Raw genomic sequence first — 16756 nt, 5'->3', positions numbered from 1 at the left:
ACATAGGTGAAGAGTAGCGCTGGTTGAGGGTTACAGTAGCTGTGTTTTATTTAAAAAAACCATTAAAATTTGGAAGTCAAATAAATCGGTTTTGTATTAAATATTATTACTACTATGCTGATCAGACAGTCGACGTTTAATAAACCAAACAATAATAATGACTATGGCAAGCAATAAGAAAACTTTGGAGTAAGGCGCTAACATAGTCGTAATGACCTCATAATTTTTACCTAAGTAAAATCCTGCTAGGGCCAATATTGTCGTCCAAATGCTAGATCCCAAAGCCGTTAATACTAAAAAAGAGGCCATTGGCATCTTATTCATCCCCGCAGGGATGGAGATCAATGAACGAATACCAGGTACCATGCGGCCAAAAAAGACCACTTTCTTACCATGTTTATCGAACCACGCATTGGACAACGAAACATCCTCAGACTTAATAAATACGTATTTTCCGTACCTTTCAGTAAATACCATTAAGCGTTCTTTATTGAACAAAGTTCCCAGATAATAAAGAGGTAATGCACCAAGGACGCTACCAAACGTACCGGCTACTATGATTAATAGTATATTTAAATCACCTCTAGCGGCCGAAAAACCTGCTGCTGGCATAATAAGCTCAGATGGTATAGGCGGAAAAACATTTTCAGCAAACATAGCGAATAAAATGCCGACATAGCCAAACTTTGCCATGATAGCCAGCACCCACTCACTCATTTGATGCATTAATTTACCTTATCTTGTTGATGACTGATTTCTTATTATAGTGGAATAAAGCGGATTCAAATTAAAGGTAATTTGTAACAATAGTTACTAATAATTATTTAGCGGTGTTCTAAAAAGTATACTGACATCAGACACAGTCATAATTGACATAATAGAATACCAAACCAAATGCTTTAAAGTGGTTATCGAGAAAAATAGCATGCCCTAATCTAATCAGATCACGGAACCTAAACTATTACCTATTCTACCTTTGCTAGTGCAAACCTAATTAAAAAAGACTGTTACGCAAATTCATCACGATATGAATTGAGTTTTTAATAGGAAAGGACTGTAATAGCCTTGATTGTTCTAATGTTGATATGGAGGGCGTTGTGACTAATAGCTGTGCAAAGTTGTTGGCAGATAAGCAATTAACCATAGTTTTTATTGAAAGTGCGACCGCGGGCTATCTAGCGCATCGCTTTTCTATGAGTCCTTATTCAGGCGATATATTAATGGGCGGCTTGGTATGTTACGACGTTGCGATAAAAAAGAACGTGTTAAATATATCAAGCCAATTAATTGCTGAGTGTACGCCTGAATCACTAGAGGTAACAAAAGAACTGGTTAATAAGTCTAAGACAATGTTTGATGCCGACTTGCATGTCGCTTGTACAGGTTTATTAAAGCCTGGAGGCTCTGAAACGGAGGAGAAGCCTGTCGGAACGTTTTTTTATTGCATTGGTTATAAAGATGAGCTTTATGATTTTCGCAGCATCTGTCAAGGCGCGCCTGAGCAAAAGCTACGCAGCATCAATAGTCTTATTTGTAAGAGCATTATTGAGGTGGTAAACCGCCATACTGACTAATTTACAATCTTATTATTTAAAGCTTTAGCCCATCCTCTTGAATGATGGCAACGATTGCATTCTTCATTTGGCGCTGAAATACATTCGACATAACCGCAATGCATACAAGCATAGAGCTGACCATCCTTTATGGCTTTCGTAGCCTGAAACTCTTTAGGAAAAATGGGTAGTCCATACTGTGTGTCCTCGTGTGGAAATAACAATACACTAAACTCACCATCTGTTTCGAGCAATCCTACTTCCACTTGTCCTAAGTGACGCACGCCTTGTTGGCGCATCTCGCTAAAGAACTCATCGTGCGACATTTTACCTTTCTTGACATCTTCCATTATTAACATGCCATTTTCTACGATATAAGTAGGTTTGCCTTCTAATAACAGCTCAAAAAGCTTATGTTTTGTGCTGAACCACGTAAAAAGTCTATAGAGAAAAAGGACAAGGCTCATGATGAGCACCGCTTGGATAAGTGGCAGATCCTCTGTAAACATTGGATCACCAGCGATAGAGCCAAGTGCCAAAATTATAGTTAATTCGAAAATTGAAAGTTGGCGGATACCGCGCTTGCCTGTACTTCGTAATAACAAAATGATCAAGCAAAACATAATGGTGGTACGTATGACTATTTCTGCCGCAAAAGCCCATGTAGTGTCATAAATAAAAATACTTATCCAATCCATTTTGTTTTTCCTTGGTATACACCGTATAGCTAAATTTATAGTGCCATGTGGAGAATTGGAAATGGCTTTCCCATATCCCCAAATGGCGATTGTACTATGACTTTAAATCCTAGGTATTTATAAGAACCATATGTTCTTTAAAAAAATATATGGCACACAAGCTAACAAACTCTTACCTTTCACCACGTGAAAACATTAAATTTGTCTGTTAGGTTTAACTTGTTAGTTGAGCGTTATTTTGGTTTCATAAAAGAATGACAGCAATAAATGATAAAAAGAGTAAATGGTCTGCGTTAGTACTTAAATTGGCTCAGCTCAATGACTGTATGATGGTTTCCTAGAGTTTTTTTAAATATTTCGATCTTAATTATAATAAGGATATTAAAATGAAAACATCAGTACCTACTAAGTCGCTTCAAAATAAATTATGGATAATGTTTTTAGTGAGTTTCTTTGGTCTCAGCGCTTGCAGCAGTGAAACAGAAGAGCCAGCTCCTAATACAGAATCTAGCGAAATGACACCTGTGCAAACAGCAACCGAGGCTGAAGATCAAGCCCCTGCTTCCACAGAGGATGTAGAAGGTGCGGGGGGTACAGCGTACTATTCTAGTAATGGCAGTGTAGAAAATGATCAGAAGGCTGATGATACGGTTACTGTCAATGAAAATAACTCGAACTTAGATCAAACACCAGCAGATGGAGTGCAGTAAGTATCAGAAAATGCACAATAGACCTCTTGCAAAAGTACCAGTTCATTGACTTCAACTGACGAAGCTACAGGCGCTAGCGATGACTTATGCAAGAGGTCTAATCCATTAAAGATTAAAGGGTTTCTGTAAGGTTGTGATCAGCTTGAATCGCTCTGACTATATCGGTGGTTGATTTACTTGAGACAGACAGCTATGCCTAATAGGTTAAGATCATCATATCTTTACAACTAGATCACTTCATTGTTGAGTGTAGCATCACTCAATATCGTTTACTAACTAAGACTTAGTGACTTAAACAGAAGTTCTATCCAGAGCTTTAACTAGAAAGTAATTATTCAGGGTTCAGAATACTCTCGGAAAAGGTTCAATAATGATATCTTTAATATCAGAAAATCAGCCATTGTTCGCCTTAGGTCTTCTGATTTTTCTGGTTATCTCTGTTCTATTGGTTTTTCAGTATGTGGTTATTCGTTATGGTCAGCATCTTTTTACTCAAGCAATCCGCTGTTGGGTGAGGACAAAACGGAACCTTGCAAAAAATAAAAATATCATTCAATTCAGAGATAAGTATCCCAAGCTGGATGTGATAATGTCTCGGCGGTTTGATTTACGGGATTTTTATGGGCTGTCACTGACATTTCTATGGGTAGTGATAGGTTGCAGGCTGGTGTTATTCATTGCATTGGCTGAAGCTGTGGCTACGTTGAATTCTATTGTTTCCATCGATTATTTTATATCGGCGCAGATGAGCTTACTACGCGATGCCGACGTTGTTGGTTTTTTCGTCCTGATAACCAGCTTTGCGTCTACCCCTATTGCCGTTTTGGTCGTTTTGTTTGTTGCTGTGAATTGCTGGGTAAAGCAGCAACGCTATATAATAGTAGGGTTATTGATTGCTACTTTAGGCAGCACTGCATTTACTTCTTTGTTGAAATATTTATTTCAGCGTGAAAGGCCTGCTAATAGCTTATTAGTTGTGCAAACTTATTCGTTTCCAAGTGGTCATGCGACGACCGCTATGGCGTTATATGGATTTATCGCTTACCTACTGATTCGATTCAACCAAGATTTTGCTCAAAAAATTCGTATATTTACAATAGCGATTCTTTTTATCCTCTTGATCGGATTGAGCAGAGTTGTATTGAACCAGCATTATCTAAGCGATGTACTGGGCGGTTATCTAGTAGGTGCATTTTGGTTGACACTTGGCATCAGTATTACAGAGTGGCTAAGCGTAGAAAGTAAAATCATATGGAAAGTCGAGTGGTCAACTTCTCATGCATACATGATATGGCTGAGCGGATTAGGTGTATTTATTAGCACGTTGATTTACGCAAAAATCTATCAATTTACAATGTTATCCTAAGCATCGTAGTAAGCCACGATGAAGCATCAATAACACACAGCTAAAGGATCAAGTCCTAACTAAACTGACTAAAAAAGCCCGTGACCATAGTCACGGGCTTTTTACATTTTCAGGGTATGATTATTGAAGATACAATAATCAATATTTATTTTGATTACGCCACTCATCTACATCTCGTTCAGCATCTTCTTGTGAATGACCATATCGCTCTTGGATACGGCCAACCAATTTGTCACGGTCACCTTCGATATGGGTTAGATCGTCATCTGTTAAATCTGCCCACTTTTGTTTTACTGAACCTTTGAGTTGGTTCCATTCGCCTTTTAGTGTTTGGTTATTCATATCATTATCCATTTTTTGATTGTTTTTATACTGTTCATCCATACTTTTTTCGTTCACATTTTGATTGTCCATTATGGTTTTCCTTTTCCATTTATGAGTTTGTGCTTCATTGTCTTTATACCAATACTATGCTCATTCATCTTTTATTTTTTTTATTGATAAATAGGCTATCAGCAATTATTAAACTTCAAGCTGACATATCTAATATAGAGAGACACAATTGGGCTGTCTGTACAACGAATGTTTAAAGTGTTGCTGAGCTATTGTTAAGTCCGCTAATATGTTATTACGATGTAAGTTGTGTCTTTGGCTAGATTGAACCGACTCGGGATTGTCGGAGACTAAAAATTCTTAGAGAATACGACAATGAAAAGACAAACCTACACTCATGAGATTAAAGAACGTGCTGTTCGCATGCGGATTGAAGCGTCGAGCGACTACCCCTCTACATGGTCAGCCATTCAAGCCATAACGTCAAAGATTGGCTGTACATATGAAGCCCTACGATCATGGCATAAGAAGCACATACAACAAACCATTCCTGCCTCAGTACAAGCTCAAAGCCAAGAGCAACGTATTAAGGATCTCTAGTGCGAAAATAGAGAGCTTAAGCAAGCCAGTGAAATTATACACAAGGCTGCTACTTTTTTCGCCCAGGCAGAGACGGGCCGTACACCCAAGTAATGGTCGACTTTATTGATGACCATAAAAACAATTACGGGATCGAGCCAATCTGCCGAGTACTACCGATTGCCCCATCAGCTTACTATCGCGCTAAAGATTTAAGCGACAACCCAGAAAAGTGTTCACAGCGTCAGTGGCATGTCGATTTCTACATCAGTGAAATCAGCGGTATCTGGCTGGACAGTAAATGCCGTTATGAGTGCGTAAGGTTTGGCAGCAGATGCAAGCGAACGGTTTAGAGGTTGCTCGATGTACTGTTGAGCGATTAATGAGACATTATGGCTTACAAGACATTGAGCGGCTAGGTATATACTGCTTTTATCATTAATGTATTTACACGAGTAATTGTCGGCTGGAAAGTATCTAGTCGTATGAACACTGATATAGCAGCGGTAAATCAGGCGATAGCAGACAGAAATAAGCCTAAGGAGGTGATTCATCACAGTGATCGAGGGGTTCAGTGCTTATCCATCTGCTACACCAATAAAATTGCCGAATCGAACATTATTGCGTCTGTGGGCACCAATGGTGATTCATGCAACAATGCATTGGCTAAGACGATTAATAGGATTTATAAATCTGAGGTGTTTCATTATTTAAAGCAGAGCTGGGACGGTGTAAATGATGTTGAACTGGCAACCTTTGAATGGGTGGATTGGTTCAATAAAACCCGTTTGCATAGTACGATTGGTTATGTGTGACCCTTTGAGTTTGAAAAGGGGTATTGTAATAATCTTAATCTGTTAGGTGAAGCTGCCTAGCTCAAGTAAATCAACTTCCGATAAAGTCGGGGCGGTTCAGTTTAGTCGTTTCTGAAGGTTGGTCTTGGTATCTTGCAAAGCACTAAGGATAGCTAAAAACAGCTAAGGATAGCTAAATGTAGCTAGGTTAAGATATCTAAAGTGTTTCAAAAATAGCCTAGTAGCTGTTTGAGTTTATCGTTTTGCCACCTATCTGCCTGCCTATAAATATACTCATTTATCACATATCTTGCTATATCACTTATATAGCAAAGCAAGTTAATTTCTGGGTATGCGCTAGCTGTAGTCATCCCGTTGGATTGCATATGATCTAGCTGATCGTAGATTGCGTCAGTTTGCAATCAAATACCATTAACCTCATAGTTGCTTAGCTCTTTGAGCTGGGCTGCTACAAACGATAAAATCATATCGTCGTAGTAACTCCATGAAAAAGACTTTTCTGTTTGGCGCTGATAGCAAACATCATCCCATAAGTTTTTGAGATAGCCCATATTTAATGCAGTATCAAAGTTTTGCATCCATCTGATAGTCTGTCTAGTGATCTTATCTGACAAGATTCTAGATAGCGCTGTAGAAATATTCAACGCTATTTCTTTTCTTAAATCCATAGCTATAGTCTGTATCTAACCTTTATATATGTCTAATTAAAGCTACATTGCATATAGCATGCTACTAAATTACTGGATCAAAAAGGAGGCAAAAAAACAAGCCGCACTACGCGCCTTGTTTTCTATCCTTGATCAGTGAATCCGCGCAGCCATCTTACTTTCAATCCAATCAGCCACTTCGCTTTCTACCCATGCTACACGTCCCTTTGATAGCTTTACTTGAACAGGGAATGTTGGGTCGTAACGATCAGATTTTTTATTGACCATCTCATAAATCGTAGTACTGCTAAGCGCTGTATAATGCATTACCTGCTTGAGCGGTATCATGCGAGGTATCTGTAAAGTGCTAGCTGTTGATACGTTTTGTTGTGTGTTCACATTTAATAATTGCATGATTATCTCCTTTGTAAATTAATGAGAATCTTTCTTCTCATACAGTTACGGAGTCCCATATTTTTTTACGGCATCCCATGTCGTCCAGTGACTGGCCTTGTATGAAACAATAAAAGAAGGAGCTGAATGATCAGCTCCTTCTTATGTCGCATCTCTAGCTCGATGGTTTTAGCTCACTGCTGTCACGCTTTTTCGTAAGCCTTGCTCAATGCTGCTCACGTTCTGAGTGCCTAACCCATTCTGATAATTCCCTTGCTGAGTACTGCTCACATCCTCCGTCTCGATTGGATAAAACTCTTCAGCCACGTCTAACAATCCATCACTATCAACCTCAAAGCACGAATTGCTATAACCACCCTTAGCCGCTTCCTCCAATGCGGCTTGATCAAAGCCATGTTCGCTAAGCTCACGATCAATCGCTCCAGCATGTTGTACCGCATCTTTAAGCGTTACCCCATCACGCAATGTCAGATCCACAAAGTAAATCGGCGTTCGATAGCTTTGTGTGGTGCTTTTACCTCTTAGTGTTAATTGCAGCGGTAGACATGACAGCTTATTACCGGATACTGCTGCAAAATAGCTCAGCCTTGCTGCAAGCGTGCGAATGCTATTAAAGCCGGTGGTGCGAAAGATAAACGTGCCCAGCTCATCGTCTTCAGACAGATTGACGTAGAGTCTGCCATAGGGCTTACAAGCCCCGCCTTGCGCTAATGGGCAACGATCAGGGGATGGACATGGCAGTTGCTCAACACCCTTGTTTGTGCGGCGTTGGCACTGCTCACCGTCACCCACACATAACGGTCTACCCGTTTGTCTATCAAATAGCGTGTACTCAGCTCGTAGGTTTAATTCAGGATTATTAAACAGCATACGAACGGGAATTTGCCTCAATTTACCGTCATTATTTGCGCGTAGCTTTGCATCGAGGGGATGATTGATCCAGCCGTCTTTATTCTGCACTTGGCTGGTGATGGTGAATTGATCGTCTTTAGCAGGTAAACGTTTGCCGTCCTTTTGAATGACACGTCCAATGCTGATACGACCTAGAACTGGCGGGGTTATGGTTAGACCTTTAATCATGGTGATATTCCTTATGTGTTTTAGTTAGCCATAAAAAAGCCCACCTATGACGGGTGGGCTGTTATGCGCTTATGTGAGTGAGTGGCGTAATTTCTTGATTATGATTGATGACTGAGCACTGGCTTAGTTATCGTTAAGAATGACAAAGCGACGACTGCCCGGGCGGGTTTTGCTAAATTGCTCAAGCAATTCAGGATGCGCTTTGGTTAGTGATTTGCTATCAAGACTGGTGCTGTCTTTCGAGCGCTTCCAAGAAATAGCGCCTTTCTCGAATACCGCAATTTCATTATCTTGAATGAGGCTTTGCAGCTGATGCTTCACTTGGTCGTGACGCTGCTCTAACTCTTGCATGTCGTTACGGTAGCTAAGCAGTTGCTCAAACAACTTATTGGCTCCGTCATCTTCCCGCAGATCAACCTTGCTTGAGGGCTCAGGGGTTGGATAAAGCAGCTTTAAGGCTCGTGCAGCAGATTCTGAATGATCAGGGGTTGGTGGCGTGTCCGTCTCCACGTATTGCCAGAACAGACGCTCATGCTCCATGATGGACTGGATTAAGCGCTCATCACGCTCAACTTTATAAATCTTCGCTTCATGACCACATAGCAGCACGCAGATGTGAGCCGCAGTTTTACCAGTGACTGCCAGTTGATGTTGCACTTGGCACGTCACATAGAGAGGTACGCCATGCTTCCACAGCTTAGCGCCATGTTCCCCTGCGGTTTTACACTCTAAAATCTGTATTTCATCTGACCCCACCACCGAGTAATCTAAATTAGCCAGCATAAAGTGATTGTCAGGATCAGGATGCTGCAAGATCGCATTTACACGGCGTACTTTATTGCCTGTGTGCTGTTGATAGTATTTAGCCACCATCGGCTCTAAGGTATTACCCCAGTACAATGGTGAGTAGCCATCAATATCATCATCTAGATGCGAATGCAGGCGACCAGTCTTAATCATCCATAATTCCAGCATCGACAAATATGGATGGATACCACAGGCTGCTGCTGCATCACTACTACCGATACCTTGCTTACGAACTTTCAGCCATTCCTCATGACTGAGGGTTTTGGTATTGACCAGACGTTTAGCGGTGGTTGATTGAGCGGTGGTTATAGGCGCTTTCACCTTAACGGTTGCACGCTTGGCTTGTCTTAGCTGAGCGATATGGTTCAATGCGATTGTGTTCATGATGAACTCCTTCGTTAGATTGGTTATTGGTTAATACTGTTTATTAAAAAGACGACATAAAAAAACCACGCTCGAAGGCGTGGTTGATTGTATGGTCAGATTTCAAATGTGACTGGTTAAGCCAGCATCAGTAAGGATTCCTCTAAACCCTTTTGTTTAAGCTTAGCGCCAGAGCCAAACCAAGCGCCGTCTAATCGATGGTCTCTCGACATCGCCCTACGTTCGTGATCGACGTATTCCGTAATACTGCACAGCAGACCGTAAGCAGTATCTTTGGCCGCATCTAGATCGGCTCCGCGACCTTGACCGTTAAACATGTTCATCACCTGATTCATGGCTTTAGCATTGGGCACGGCGTCTTTCTCTTTCTTAGCACTGTTAAACAGAATGATGTCATTGTCCTGATCGTTGAATACACGGCTTAGATAGTTGGCGGCTTCTGCTTGGGTCACACGGCGCTCTGATAACTGCTTCATCTCATAGCTATGTTCATCCCATTGCTTCACCGAGACGCCTAATTGCTGCTTGACCTTGTCTGCATCAAAGGACGTAGAGTGCGGTACTTTCACCACGCCGCCGCTTCCGTTAGCTAAGCTAATGGCTAGGGTATTATTGCAAACCACACGGATCGATGTGAACTGTGCGGTGGTCGCCAGAGTGCCGTCACAAGCCGTTGCAAGTAAAAGATAGCCATTACTGACATCTTTCCCCTTAAGTGTTGCTGACTGGCCTGTACGGGCCAATGCCCATAGCTTACGCCCTCCCTTAAGTACGCCTGCGGTTTCCAATTCAAAGTCAGACTGCTCGGTAAGATCACGATAGAATTCTAAAATCTCACGGGGCTGTACTTCTTGATAGCGCTGACTGACCACCGATAGCGGCTCGAAATTATCGCTACGGTATAGCACCTTTTGCTCGGCAAAGGGCAGAATCAGATTATGCCCTTTGTCATTGTTTGCCATGTAGCTGACATCCGATGATTCAATACGCCAATCCATACCCGCTTGCTTTGCCCAGACCTCGATAGGCTGCTTGGGAGCCAGCTCTTCGCCCAAACCATGCCAAGGGGTTTCGCCGACGTATGCGATTGATTCTAATAAATGTGCCATGAGAATATTCCTTTTATTGTTGAATAAATTAAGTGGTTTGACTGACTTCATGCTTTGATACATGAGTCATTGAAGGTTTTAATAAATGAGCTTTTCAGACGCTAAAGGTATGCTGACAGGTACGGCATAAGTAACGCGGCAGGATGGCCGCTCTAATGAGTGGCGGCTGCATTAGTCTTTGCTGTGCCAGATTAATGACGGTGGCAAGGGCGCTGCCTGCGACCATGCCAATCATAGGGTTAATCTTGTAGTACTTGCAGACGCTCATACCAAGACCAATTAGCAGCTTTGGTGAGAGTACTTGCTCTGTTAATCCTTGTGTACTGGTGTCTATGTTTTCGATGACATGGGCTGAATGACAGCTCGGACAAATAGGTTTCATAGGATCTCCTTGATAATGGCGCATAAAAAAGGCCTGCTATAAAGCAGACCTTGATGACACGTTTTGGGGTAGATTGATGAGGCAACGATGACATCGATACTCATCACATAGGGATGCTATATATCTGTAATTATTTTGCTATGAGAGATTCCCACGCGTTTTAGCTGTATTAACCATTAACCTTGCTAGAAGGCATGCTTTGCCCAAAGGTATTCATATTCGGTAAAGACACTTTAAGACGTTGATAGCTACCATCAGGCTTATCAGGACGGGTTAAATACAAGGCAGCATTAACCGCATTCTCGACTTCCTGTAAGTTATTACGATGAATCATGCCGATACCAAGTTTGCCGTAGCGTGCGAGTTCTTCCTTACGTTCTCTAGTATTTGAAGTAAAGCAATAGCCAACGCCTTCAGTAATCTCTCGCCATTTTTGTCCAACTTGATCAGCCAAATAACTGTCCTTGTAATGCTTCGCACCATCAAAGATCAGCAGCAGATGACAATGGAAGCCACCATTTTTTCCACCATGTTCTAATGACCAAGCATGGCTAAGTAAATGCTTAAAACAAGTATCGCCATTATGAATGGCGTCTCTTAATTTTTTCATATGAAAGTCAAAATCACGAATGGTAATGTGATGACTGATCTCTTGTATGTATTTTAAATCCACTCGAACAAACAACAATCTTGAATGGTCTGATATGAGGGTTCTGATATTAAGCTCTAAGTTTTTGCCATTTTGATTACTCTGATAACGCCACGCGCTGTAATCTTTCTTAATCACCTTCTCATAACCTGACAGTAACTGAATAAACTGCACCGTCTTTTCATCGTTCCAAAATACGTTATAAGCGTAAGCGTCACCAATAATCATATTGGTGCTTTCTATAAATGCCTGGATAGGTTTTGAGTATCTGAATTCAGAATCAAGGCTAATCATGAACGAGTAATAGAACTCGTTCAATTGACTTTTGATTTGTTGAAAATTGATCGTACCAAATAATACATCTCTAACCAGTCTGTCGACGTTAGAGATAAGCTGTGAGTGATTAACAGGTGAGTAGATCATGGCTTGCTTTCCTATGAATATAAAGTTGAATGGGTGCTACATATATTCATAGGGTTGTGTATTTTTTTACTGTTCAGTGCGGATAGCATCCGCCTTAGTTAAGTAGTACTTAATATAACTTATATTATCGTACCGAGATTTTAGAGGTATCCAAAGGCAATCTTTTTGTAAGCCAGCCTTGGGTTTATGAAAAACCCAACACAGCAAATTACTGTGTTTTAGGGAAGAAGGTGAAGATGGAGTTAGCTGATAGAAAGTTGCCTTGTTATATGTGATTAATAGTGTTTGACTCCATATGGAATATGACATAACCTAACAAAGTTACCGACGTTTTAATGACCTTTCAATGATCTTTTAATAATACATAATTTTGCGTCTTTATTTTACTTTTAATTATTATATAAGGAATCATAATAAGAATGAATGTTATTGAAGATGAGAAAAGCTTAAGTGAGCTAGATAGAAAAAAGGAAGAATATATCGAAAAAAGAATTAACGCTCTTAGCATATACAATGTCTATTGGTGCCTCTTTGAGCTACGTTCGAGAGCTCGATTACCAGCAGAAAACATACTAAAAGATGATTCGTTTTGTAAATTACAACTGATAAGAATCTTAAAAAAGCAAAGGTATGACTCTAGAAGTTTGAATATATTTTTAGAAGCTAGTGCTGAGAACAGCATACCGCTGTCCTATGTCAAGTGGTTTTACGAGGATAAAAGAGCAGCATTATGGTTAAATATGGTTTTAAAAAAACACAATATCCTGACCGAATCAATTTTTATAGAATCTGATATAACAATTTTTGTTCATAATGTTATTTACAATAAGCATTTATTTATTAGAGGAAGAAGTCTTCAGGCAGGTCACAATACTGATAATGAGTCGCTCGTTTCAGAAAAAAAAGTATCTTTGAATTTTTTAAAAGAGGCCTATTTTCGTAATAAAGTTGATCCAAGAGATGTCAAATGGTTGATTGATAGCAATAGTAATAAAATAAGTTATCTGTACCAGTATATGCGAAAAAAACATGACATTAATAATTTGCTAGCAAATAAAGAAAAGAGAAAAAATGAAAAAGAATTGACCAAAAATATCAAAAAAAATCTGACAAAAGGTGAATCAAAAGAAATCAATAAAGATGGTTATAAAGAAGCTTTAATCTGTAGTGATACTATTTTTTTTAAAGCAGCAGATACAACTAGTAGGCTTGATCATATATTGGCTTCACTTGACTATTGGAGGTTAGATAATTATTGGTTTGACATAACGAATGTTATATTAGATGAACAGAAAATAAATAGTAGAGCCTTATTTATAAAAAATATGTATGACGCTTGGAATGCGAAGCAGAAGCGTGACCGTGATAAAATTAAGAAAGAACAGGGTATAAATCTTACCAGTGACAATAAGAAAAACCTAAAGTATCTTGCTAAGGCTTATGGTAAAACACAACGTGAAGTCTTAAACGACTTAGTTGAATCTGCTTATGGTCAGATGATGTGTCAAGAAATTCAGTTAGACCCACCTTTTCCTAATCAATTTAAGGCTTTTGATGAGATACCTCTAGTACAGCCCTCTAATTTGCAAAGCGAACATACTGAGAGAGAGGCCATTTCTGATGACACTTCGCTAACCAAAGATAAGCAGGAGTCAAGTAGCGAGCATAGTGAGAAACTACTCATCTCTGAAGAAACCTCACGGATTGACGATAAAGGAGAGCCGAATAATACGTGTGATGACCTGTTAGGTCATTCAACTCCACACCTTAATAAATTTGTGCTAAATGATGCTGTTGAAACAAGTCATAACAGGGGGCTAGTACAGCCATTTTTTCCTCAACAAAGCCGTGACAAGCAGACTATAGATGAAGAATGCCCTTTTGAACGTAACTCAAGATTTATTACAGACAAGAGGGCGGGAAGACCTCTCTAATCTTTTGACTATTCGTAGTCTCTGATAATTTTAACTATTATCAACATAATCTTGCAGCTCATCTGCTGTGATCCCTTGATCTAACAATGCTTTGATCAAGGTTTGCTTATCAGCATTTTGTAATGAGTCAGGACGTTTGCTTTCTAACGACTTCTCAATTTGCTGCCGTGCTATCTGAAAGTCAACAACTTCGCCTGTGTCTCTGAGCAAGTCTAAAAAGTCTGCCCAGACTTGCATGATCTTGCGGCGCTCATCTAAGTGCTGAGCATGATTATAGACCGCTCGGATATCGTTTTTTTTGTCATGTGCCATCTGCTTTTCGATCGCATCGCCCCTATAGCCAAGCTCATTTAGGTATGTGGAGGCGATGTGACGAAAGCCGTGCCCCGTCTGTTTGCCAGCATAACCTAAAATATCAAGCGCGTTATTGATAAATTCTTCACTATACGGTTGGTGCATACCAGTGTGGTAAAACACATATTCATACTGCCCTGTGATGGGTTTCATCTCATCTAGTATGGCTAGCATCTGATCTGACAGCGGTACGACATGTTTACGCGCTACTTTAAGGTTATCAATATCAACACGCCATAAGCGGTTAGCAAAATCGATATGCGCCCATTTCATCATACGCAGCTCAATGGTACGACAGAATGAATAGGCTAAGAATTTCATACCTAAGCGAGTCTGATTGTGACCATGGTAGCCCTCGATAGCTTGGAGTAGGGCAGGCAGCTCATGGATATCCACATGCTTCATGTGCTGGCTTTTGGCTTTAGGATAGAGTGCCTTTAAATCATCGATTGGGTTTTGCTCAATGATACGTTCGCGTTTGGCACGCCTTAAAACATTAGCCACCAGATCAATCGTGCGTCTAGTCACTTCACGTGGCGGCTCACCGTTCTTGTTCAGACGCTTTTCGATCTCATCTGCCATTGCTCGGCAATCTTCAAAGCTTACATTCTTTAGCGCAATGCCTTCAAAGCGGGGCAATACGTCTTTATGCATACGGTTATAGTCTTGCTGATAAGTACGTGACTTGACGTTACGTTTACGCTCAGCGAGCCAATCTAATGCGTAGTCATTAAATTTTTGCGCGTGGATATTGGCAAGCTTGTCTTGACGCTTTTTATTTTTTGGATCGATGCTGTCAGCAAGTAATGTCTTGATCTCAGTGTTGGCTTGTCTAGCCTCAGCTAATGACATTATCGGATAAGTACCAAGTGTGAGGCGTGTCTGCTTGCCATCAAATCGATAGGCGCTTATCCATGTCTTTGTACCTGTACTGCGTACCAAAAGCTGTAGCCCATGCTGATCACTATATTTGTCAGGACGTGAAGGTGTGCATTTCTCACTTGGTTTGAGCTTGCGAATCTTACTATCGCTTAACATGTTGGTCTATCCCCTGTGGCTACAAGCTATATAAATCAAGCGATACAACAAAAACGTTGGTCTAAAGTTGAATCATAAAGCTATTAAATGTTGGTCTTTTTGAGGTCTAATTGAATCATAGACCAACGAATAGACCAACACAAGCGATGTGATAGGTGGGTCCCATTGGGTGGAGTTGGGAAAATAGTGGGCATAAAAAAAACGCTAGACGCGTTATTTATAAAGGGCTTAACTGGTATATGGGTAGAATTGGGGCGAGGTGGGAAAATGGGTTTTTAATAAGATTGGCGGTGAAGGAGGGATTCGAACCCTCGATACGCTATGAACGTATACACACTTTCCAGGCGTGCGGTTTCAGCCACTCACCCACTTCACCGTTTTTTGCAAGACCAAGATTTTTGGCTGCCTCAGTATAGCGGATAGCATTTAAAATGTCACCACTTACGCCGCATCTTTCTTTATTGGTAACTGCCTGCTAGGATAGCGCATACGTAATGGCAGGCATAGATGGTTGAAAGTGGCATGATAAGTTTTTTTAAAGATAAAGCACGGGTTAAAAATAACCTCATAATGGCAGTATTCACTGTCTTAATAGGGATGTCGTCTGCACACGCGGATGATCTGAGTCAGTGTAGCCAGTCTTTTTATGGTGGCGTCTATCCTGAATTTACCAATCCTAAGCTCAGTAATAACACCCAAGCGCTATGTATGGACGGTTTTGCCGTTATGTACTCGGGCGTATCACGCACCCCGCTGTGGTCAGCAGAATATCTCGACCGCAAGCGCTTGCAGCAAGCCAAAGAGATTGATCGTGAAGACAGTTTTCATGAAGAAAGCCGCCTGCCAAAATCCATGCGTGCCAAACTGTCTGATTATTCAGGCTCCGGTTATGATCGCGGGCATTTAGCGCCCAATGGCAATATGGCCAATCGCAGCCAGCAGTATGATAGTTTTAGCCTTGCTAACATCGCGCCGCAATCACCGCGTAATAATCGCTATATTTGGCGTAATATTGAGTCTGCCACGCGCTATCTAACCCAGCAATATGGCGAGGTTTACACCATTACGGGAGTGTCTTTTACCAGTAAAAAAACCAAACAACTGGCGGATCGTGTACTGGTACCCAGTCATTTCTTTAAAGCCGTTTACATACCTGCAAGCAACCAAGCAGGCGTCTATTATGCGCCCAATGATGAATCAGAGCGTATAGAGGTGATTAGTCTTGACGAATTAACCGCCAAGATTGGCATCGATGTGTTACCGGTATTGGATGCCCAAACCAAAGCCCAAGCGTTTGATTTGCCTTTAAAAGCAGGTGACAGCTCCGATTTGCCCGAAACTCCCCAAGAAGAACCGGTTTGGATGCTATTTGTCCTAGCAATCATTGACTGGCTCATGGCACAATTACGGGCATAAGTGGTTTAAATGTAACTAAATCCCCACAGCATTGAAAGATTGGGTAATGCGCTGTTAAGGTAAAG

General features: G+C 40.8%; 16 protein-coding genes, 1 tRNA gene, 1 pseudogene and 1 other annotated feature. Of the genes and pseudogenes, 6 read left to right on the top strand and 12 right to left on the bottom strand.

Annotated elements, in window-relative coordinates:
* Window positions 1–96 precede the first annotated feature (96 nt).
* Entirely contained in the window at window positions 97–726 is a 630-nt protein-coding gene (locus B3Q63_RS05260; protein ID WP_201563734.1) for a DedA family protein, read from the bottom strand.
* A 371-nt stretch (window positions 727–1097) separates the two neighbouring features.
* Here B3Q63_RS05260 and B3Q63_RS05255 point away from each other — a divergent pair, with 371 nt between their 5' ends.
* Window positions 1098–1574 (top strand): CinA family protein, encoded by a 477-nt coding sequence (locus tag B3Q63_RS05255; RefSeq protein WP_227673518.1) that lies wholly within the window; start codon window positions 1098–1100, stop codon window positions 1572–1574.
* Here B3Q63_RS05255 and B3Q63_RS05250 read toward each other — a convergent pair.
* Window positions 1571–2251: a DUF421 domain-containing protein gene (locus B3Q63_RS05250; RefSeq protein WP_201563730.1), complete on the bottom strand. Its 681-nt coding sequence runs from the start codon at window positions 2249–2251 to the stop codon at window positions 1571–1573. The two genes, B3Q63_RS05255 and B3Q63_RS05250, sit on opposite strands and share 4 nt — an antisense overlap.
* Before the next feature lie 386 nt (window positions 2252–2637).
* Here B3Q63_RS05250 and B3Q63_RS05245 point away from each other — a divergent pair, with 386 nt between their 5' ends.
* Together B3Q63_RS05245 and B3Q63_RS05240 are read left to right on the top strand one after the other, a co-directional pair.
* A complete protein-coding gene (locus tag B3Q63_RS05245) occupies window positions 2638–2961 on the top strand; it encodes a hypothetical protein (protein WP_201563728.1) in 324 nt (107 codons plus the stop codon).
* Between the two features lie 370 nt (window positions 2962–3331).
* On the top strand, window positions 3332–4327 hold the full coding sequence (locus B3Q63_RS05240; protein WP_296174531.1) for a phosphatase PAP2 family protein: 996 nt from the start codon (window positions 3332–3334) through the stop codon (window positions 4325–4327).
* A gap of 138 nt (window positions 4328–4465) precedes the next feature.
* On the opposite strand, the gene B3Q63_RS05235 is transcribed toward B3Q63_RS05240, so the two are convergent.
* Window positions 4466–4741: a CsbD family protein gene (locus B3Q63_RS05235; RefSeq protein WP_011512362.1), complete on the bottom strand. Its 276-nt coding sequence runs from the start codon at window positions 4739–4741 to the stop codon at window positions 4466–4468.
* Between the two features lie 294 nt (window positions 4742–5035).
* Here B3Q63_RS05235 and B3Q63_RS05230 point away from each other — a divergent pair.
* A pseudogene (locus B3Q63_RS05230) lies at window positions 5036–6054 on the top strand (IS3 family transposase).
* Window positions 5311–5427 (top strand) — a sequence feature (AL1L pseudoknot). (Overlaps the previous pseudogene by 117 nt.)
* Before the next feature lie 401 nt (window positions 6055–6455).
* Here B3Q63_RS05230 and B3Q63_RS05225 read toward each other — a convergent pair.
* The 7 genes from B3Q63_RS05225 to B3Q63_RS05195 all read right to left on the bottom strand — a co-directional run bounded on the left by B3Q63_RS05225 (window position 6456) and on the right by B3Q63_RS05195 (window position 11949).
* Window positions 6456–6722: a hypothetical protein gene (locus B3Q63_RS05225; protein WP_201563723.1), complete on the bottom strand. Its 267-nt coding sequence runs from the start codon at window positions 6720–6722 to the stop codon at window positions 6456–6458.
* Between the two features lie 132 nt (window positions 6723–6854).
* Window positions 6855–7115, bottom strand: a complete 261-nt coding sequence (locus B3Q63_RS05220) for a helix-turn-helix transcriptional regulator (protein WP_201563721.1) — start codon at window positions 7113–7115, stop codon at window positions 6855–6857.
* Between the two features lie 168 nt (window positions 7116–7283).
* On the bottom strand, window positions 7284–8195 hold the full coding sequence (locus B3Q63_RS05215) for a hydrolase or metal-binding protein (protein ID WP_296174528.1): 912 nt from the start codon (window positions 8193–8195) through the stop codon (window positions 7284–7286).
* Window positions 8196–8318: 123 nt separating this feature from the next.
* A complete protein-coding gene (locus B3Q63_RS05210; RefSeq protein ID WP_296174525.1) occupies window positions 8319–9386 on the bottom strand; it encodes a YqaJ viral recombinase family protein in 1068 nt (355 codons plus the stop codon).
* A 116-nt stretch (window positions 9387–9502) separates the two neighbouring features.
* Window positions 9503–10495 (bottom strand): DUF932 domain-containing protein, encoded by a 993-nt coding sequence (locus tag B3Q63_RS05205; RefSeq protein ID WP_296174522.1) that lies wholly within the window; start codon window positions 10493–10495, stop codon window positions 9503–9505.
* Window positions 10496–10589: 94 nt separating this feature from the next.
* A complete protein-coding gene (locus B3Q63_RS05200; protein WP_296174519.1) occupies window positions 10590–10877 on the bottom strand; it encodes a hypothetical protein in 288 nt (95 codons plus the stop codon).
* A gap of 169 nt (window positions 10878–11046) precedes the next feature.
* A complete protein-coding gene (locus tag B3Q63_RS05195; protein ID WP_296174516.1) occupies window positions 11047–11949 on the bottom strand; it encodes a YagK/YfjJ domain-containing protein in 903 nt (300 codons plus the stop codon).
* 419 nt (window positions 11950–12368) lie between these two features.
* On the opposite strand from B3Q63_RS05195, the gene B3Q63_RS05190 reads away from it, so the two are divergent.
* Window positions 12369–13883, top strand: a complete 1515-nt coding sequence (locus tag B3Q63_RS05190; protein WP_296174513.1) for a hypothetical protein — start codon at window positions 12369–12371, stop codon at window positions 13881–13883.
* A 30-nt stretch (window positions 13884–13913) separates the two neighbouring features.
* Here the strand turns inward: B3Q63_RS05190 and B3Q63_RS05185 are convergent, their stop codons facing one another.
* Window positions 13914–15275 (bottom strand): tyrosine-type recombinase/integrase, encoded by a 1362-nt coding sequence (locus B3Q63_RS05185; RefSeq protein WP_201563709.1) that lies wholly within the window; start codon window positions 15273–15275, stop codon window positions 13914–13916.
* A gap of 285 nt (window positions 15276–15560) precedes the next feature.
* Window positions 15561–15651, bottom strand: a tRNA-Ser gene (locus tag B3Q63_RS05180).
* Window positions 15652–15872: 221 nt separating this feature from the next.
* On the opposite strand from B3Q63_RS05180, the gene B3Q63_RS05175 reads away from it, so the two are divergent.
* Window positions 15873–16691 (top strand): DNA/RNA non-specific endonuclease, encoded by an 819-nt coding sequence (locus B3Q63_RS05175; protein WP_296174510.1) that lies wholly within the window; start codon window positions 15873–15875, stop codon window positions 16689–16691.
* The last annotated feature ends 65 nt before the right edge of the window (window positions 16692–16756 follow it).

Source organism: Psychrobacter sp. UBA2769, from assembly GCF_002352555.1.
GTDB classification, from domain to species: Bacteria; Pseudomonadota; Gammaproteobacteria; order Pseudomonadales; family Moraxellaceae; genus Psychrobacter; species Psychrobacter maritimus.
Note: the sequence above shows the minus strand (reverse complement) of the source record. Positions and strands in the feature narration are given on the sequence as shown.

Excerpts from the sequence above, each read along its gene's own strand:
- B3Q63_RS05260 (WP_201563734.1), bottom strand. The coding sequence starts at position 726 with ATGCATCAAATGAGTGAGTGGGTGCTGGCTATCATGGCAAAGTTTGGC.
- B3Q63_RS05250 (WP_201563730.1), bottom strand. The coding sequence starts at position 2,251 with ATGGATTGGATAAGTATTTTTATTTATGACACTACATGGGCTTTTGCG.
- B3Q63_RS05245 (WP_201563728.1), top strand. The coding sequence starts at position 2,638 with ATGAAAACATCAGTACCTACTAAGTCGCTTCAAAATAAATTATGGATA.
- B3Q63_RS05240 (WP_296174531.1), top strand. The coding sequence starts at position 3,332 with ATGATATCTTTAATATCAGAAAATCAGCCATTGTTCGCCTTAGGTCTT.
- B3Q63_RS05235 (WP_011512362.1), bottom strand. The coding sequence starts at position 4,741 with ATGGACAATCAAAATGTGAACGAAAAAAGTATGGATGAACAGTATAAA.
- B3Q63_RS05225 (WP_201563723.1), bottom strand. The coding sequence starts at position 6,722 with ATGGATTTAAGAAAAGAAATAGCGTTGAATATTTCTACAGCGCTATCT.
- B3Q63_RS05220 (WP_201563721.1), bottom strand. The coding sequence starts at position 7,115 with ATGCAATTATTAAATGTGAACACACAACAAAACGTATCAACAGCTAGC.
- B3Q63_RS05215 (WP_296174528.1), bottom strand. The coding sequence starts at position 8,195 with ATGATTAAAGGTCTAACCATAACCCCGCCAGTTCTAGGTCGTATCAGC.
- B3Q63_RS05210 (WP_296174525.1), bottom strand. The coding sequence starts at position 9,386 with ATGAACACAATCGCATTGAACCATATCGCTCAGCTAAGACAAGCCAAG.
- B3Q63_RS05205 (WP_296174522.1), bottom strand. The coding sequence starts at position 10,495 with ATGGCACATTTATTAGAATCAATCGCATACGTCGGCGAAACCCCTTGG.
- B3Q63_RS05200 (WP_296174519.1), bottom strand. The coding sequence starts at position 10,877 with ATGAAACCTATTTGTCCGAGCTGTCATTCAGCCCATGTCATCGAAAAC.
- B3Q63_RS05195 (WP_296174516.1), bottom strand. The coding sequence starts at position 11,949 with ATGATCTACTCACCTGTTAATCACTCACAGCTTATCTCTAACGTCGAC.
- B3Q63_RS05190 (WP_296174513.1), top strand. The coding sequence starts at position 12,369 with ATGAATGTTATTGAAGATGAGAAAAGCTTAAGTGAGCTAGATAGAAAA.
- B3Q63_RS05185 (WP_201563709.1), bottom strand. The coding sequence starts at position 15,275 with ATGTTAAGCGATAGTAAGATTCGCAAGCTCAAACCAAGTGAGAAATGC.
- B3Q63_RS05175 (WP_296174510.1), top strand. The coding sequence starts at position 15,873 with ATGTCGTCTGCACACGCGGATGATCTGAGTCAGTGTAGCCAGTCTTTT.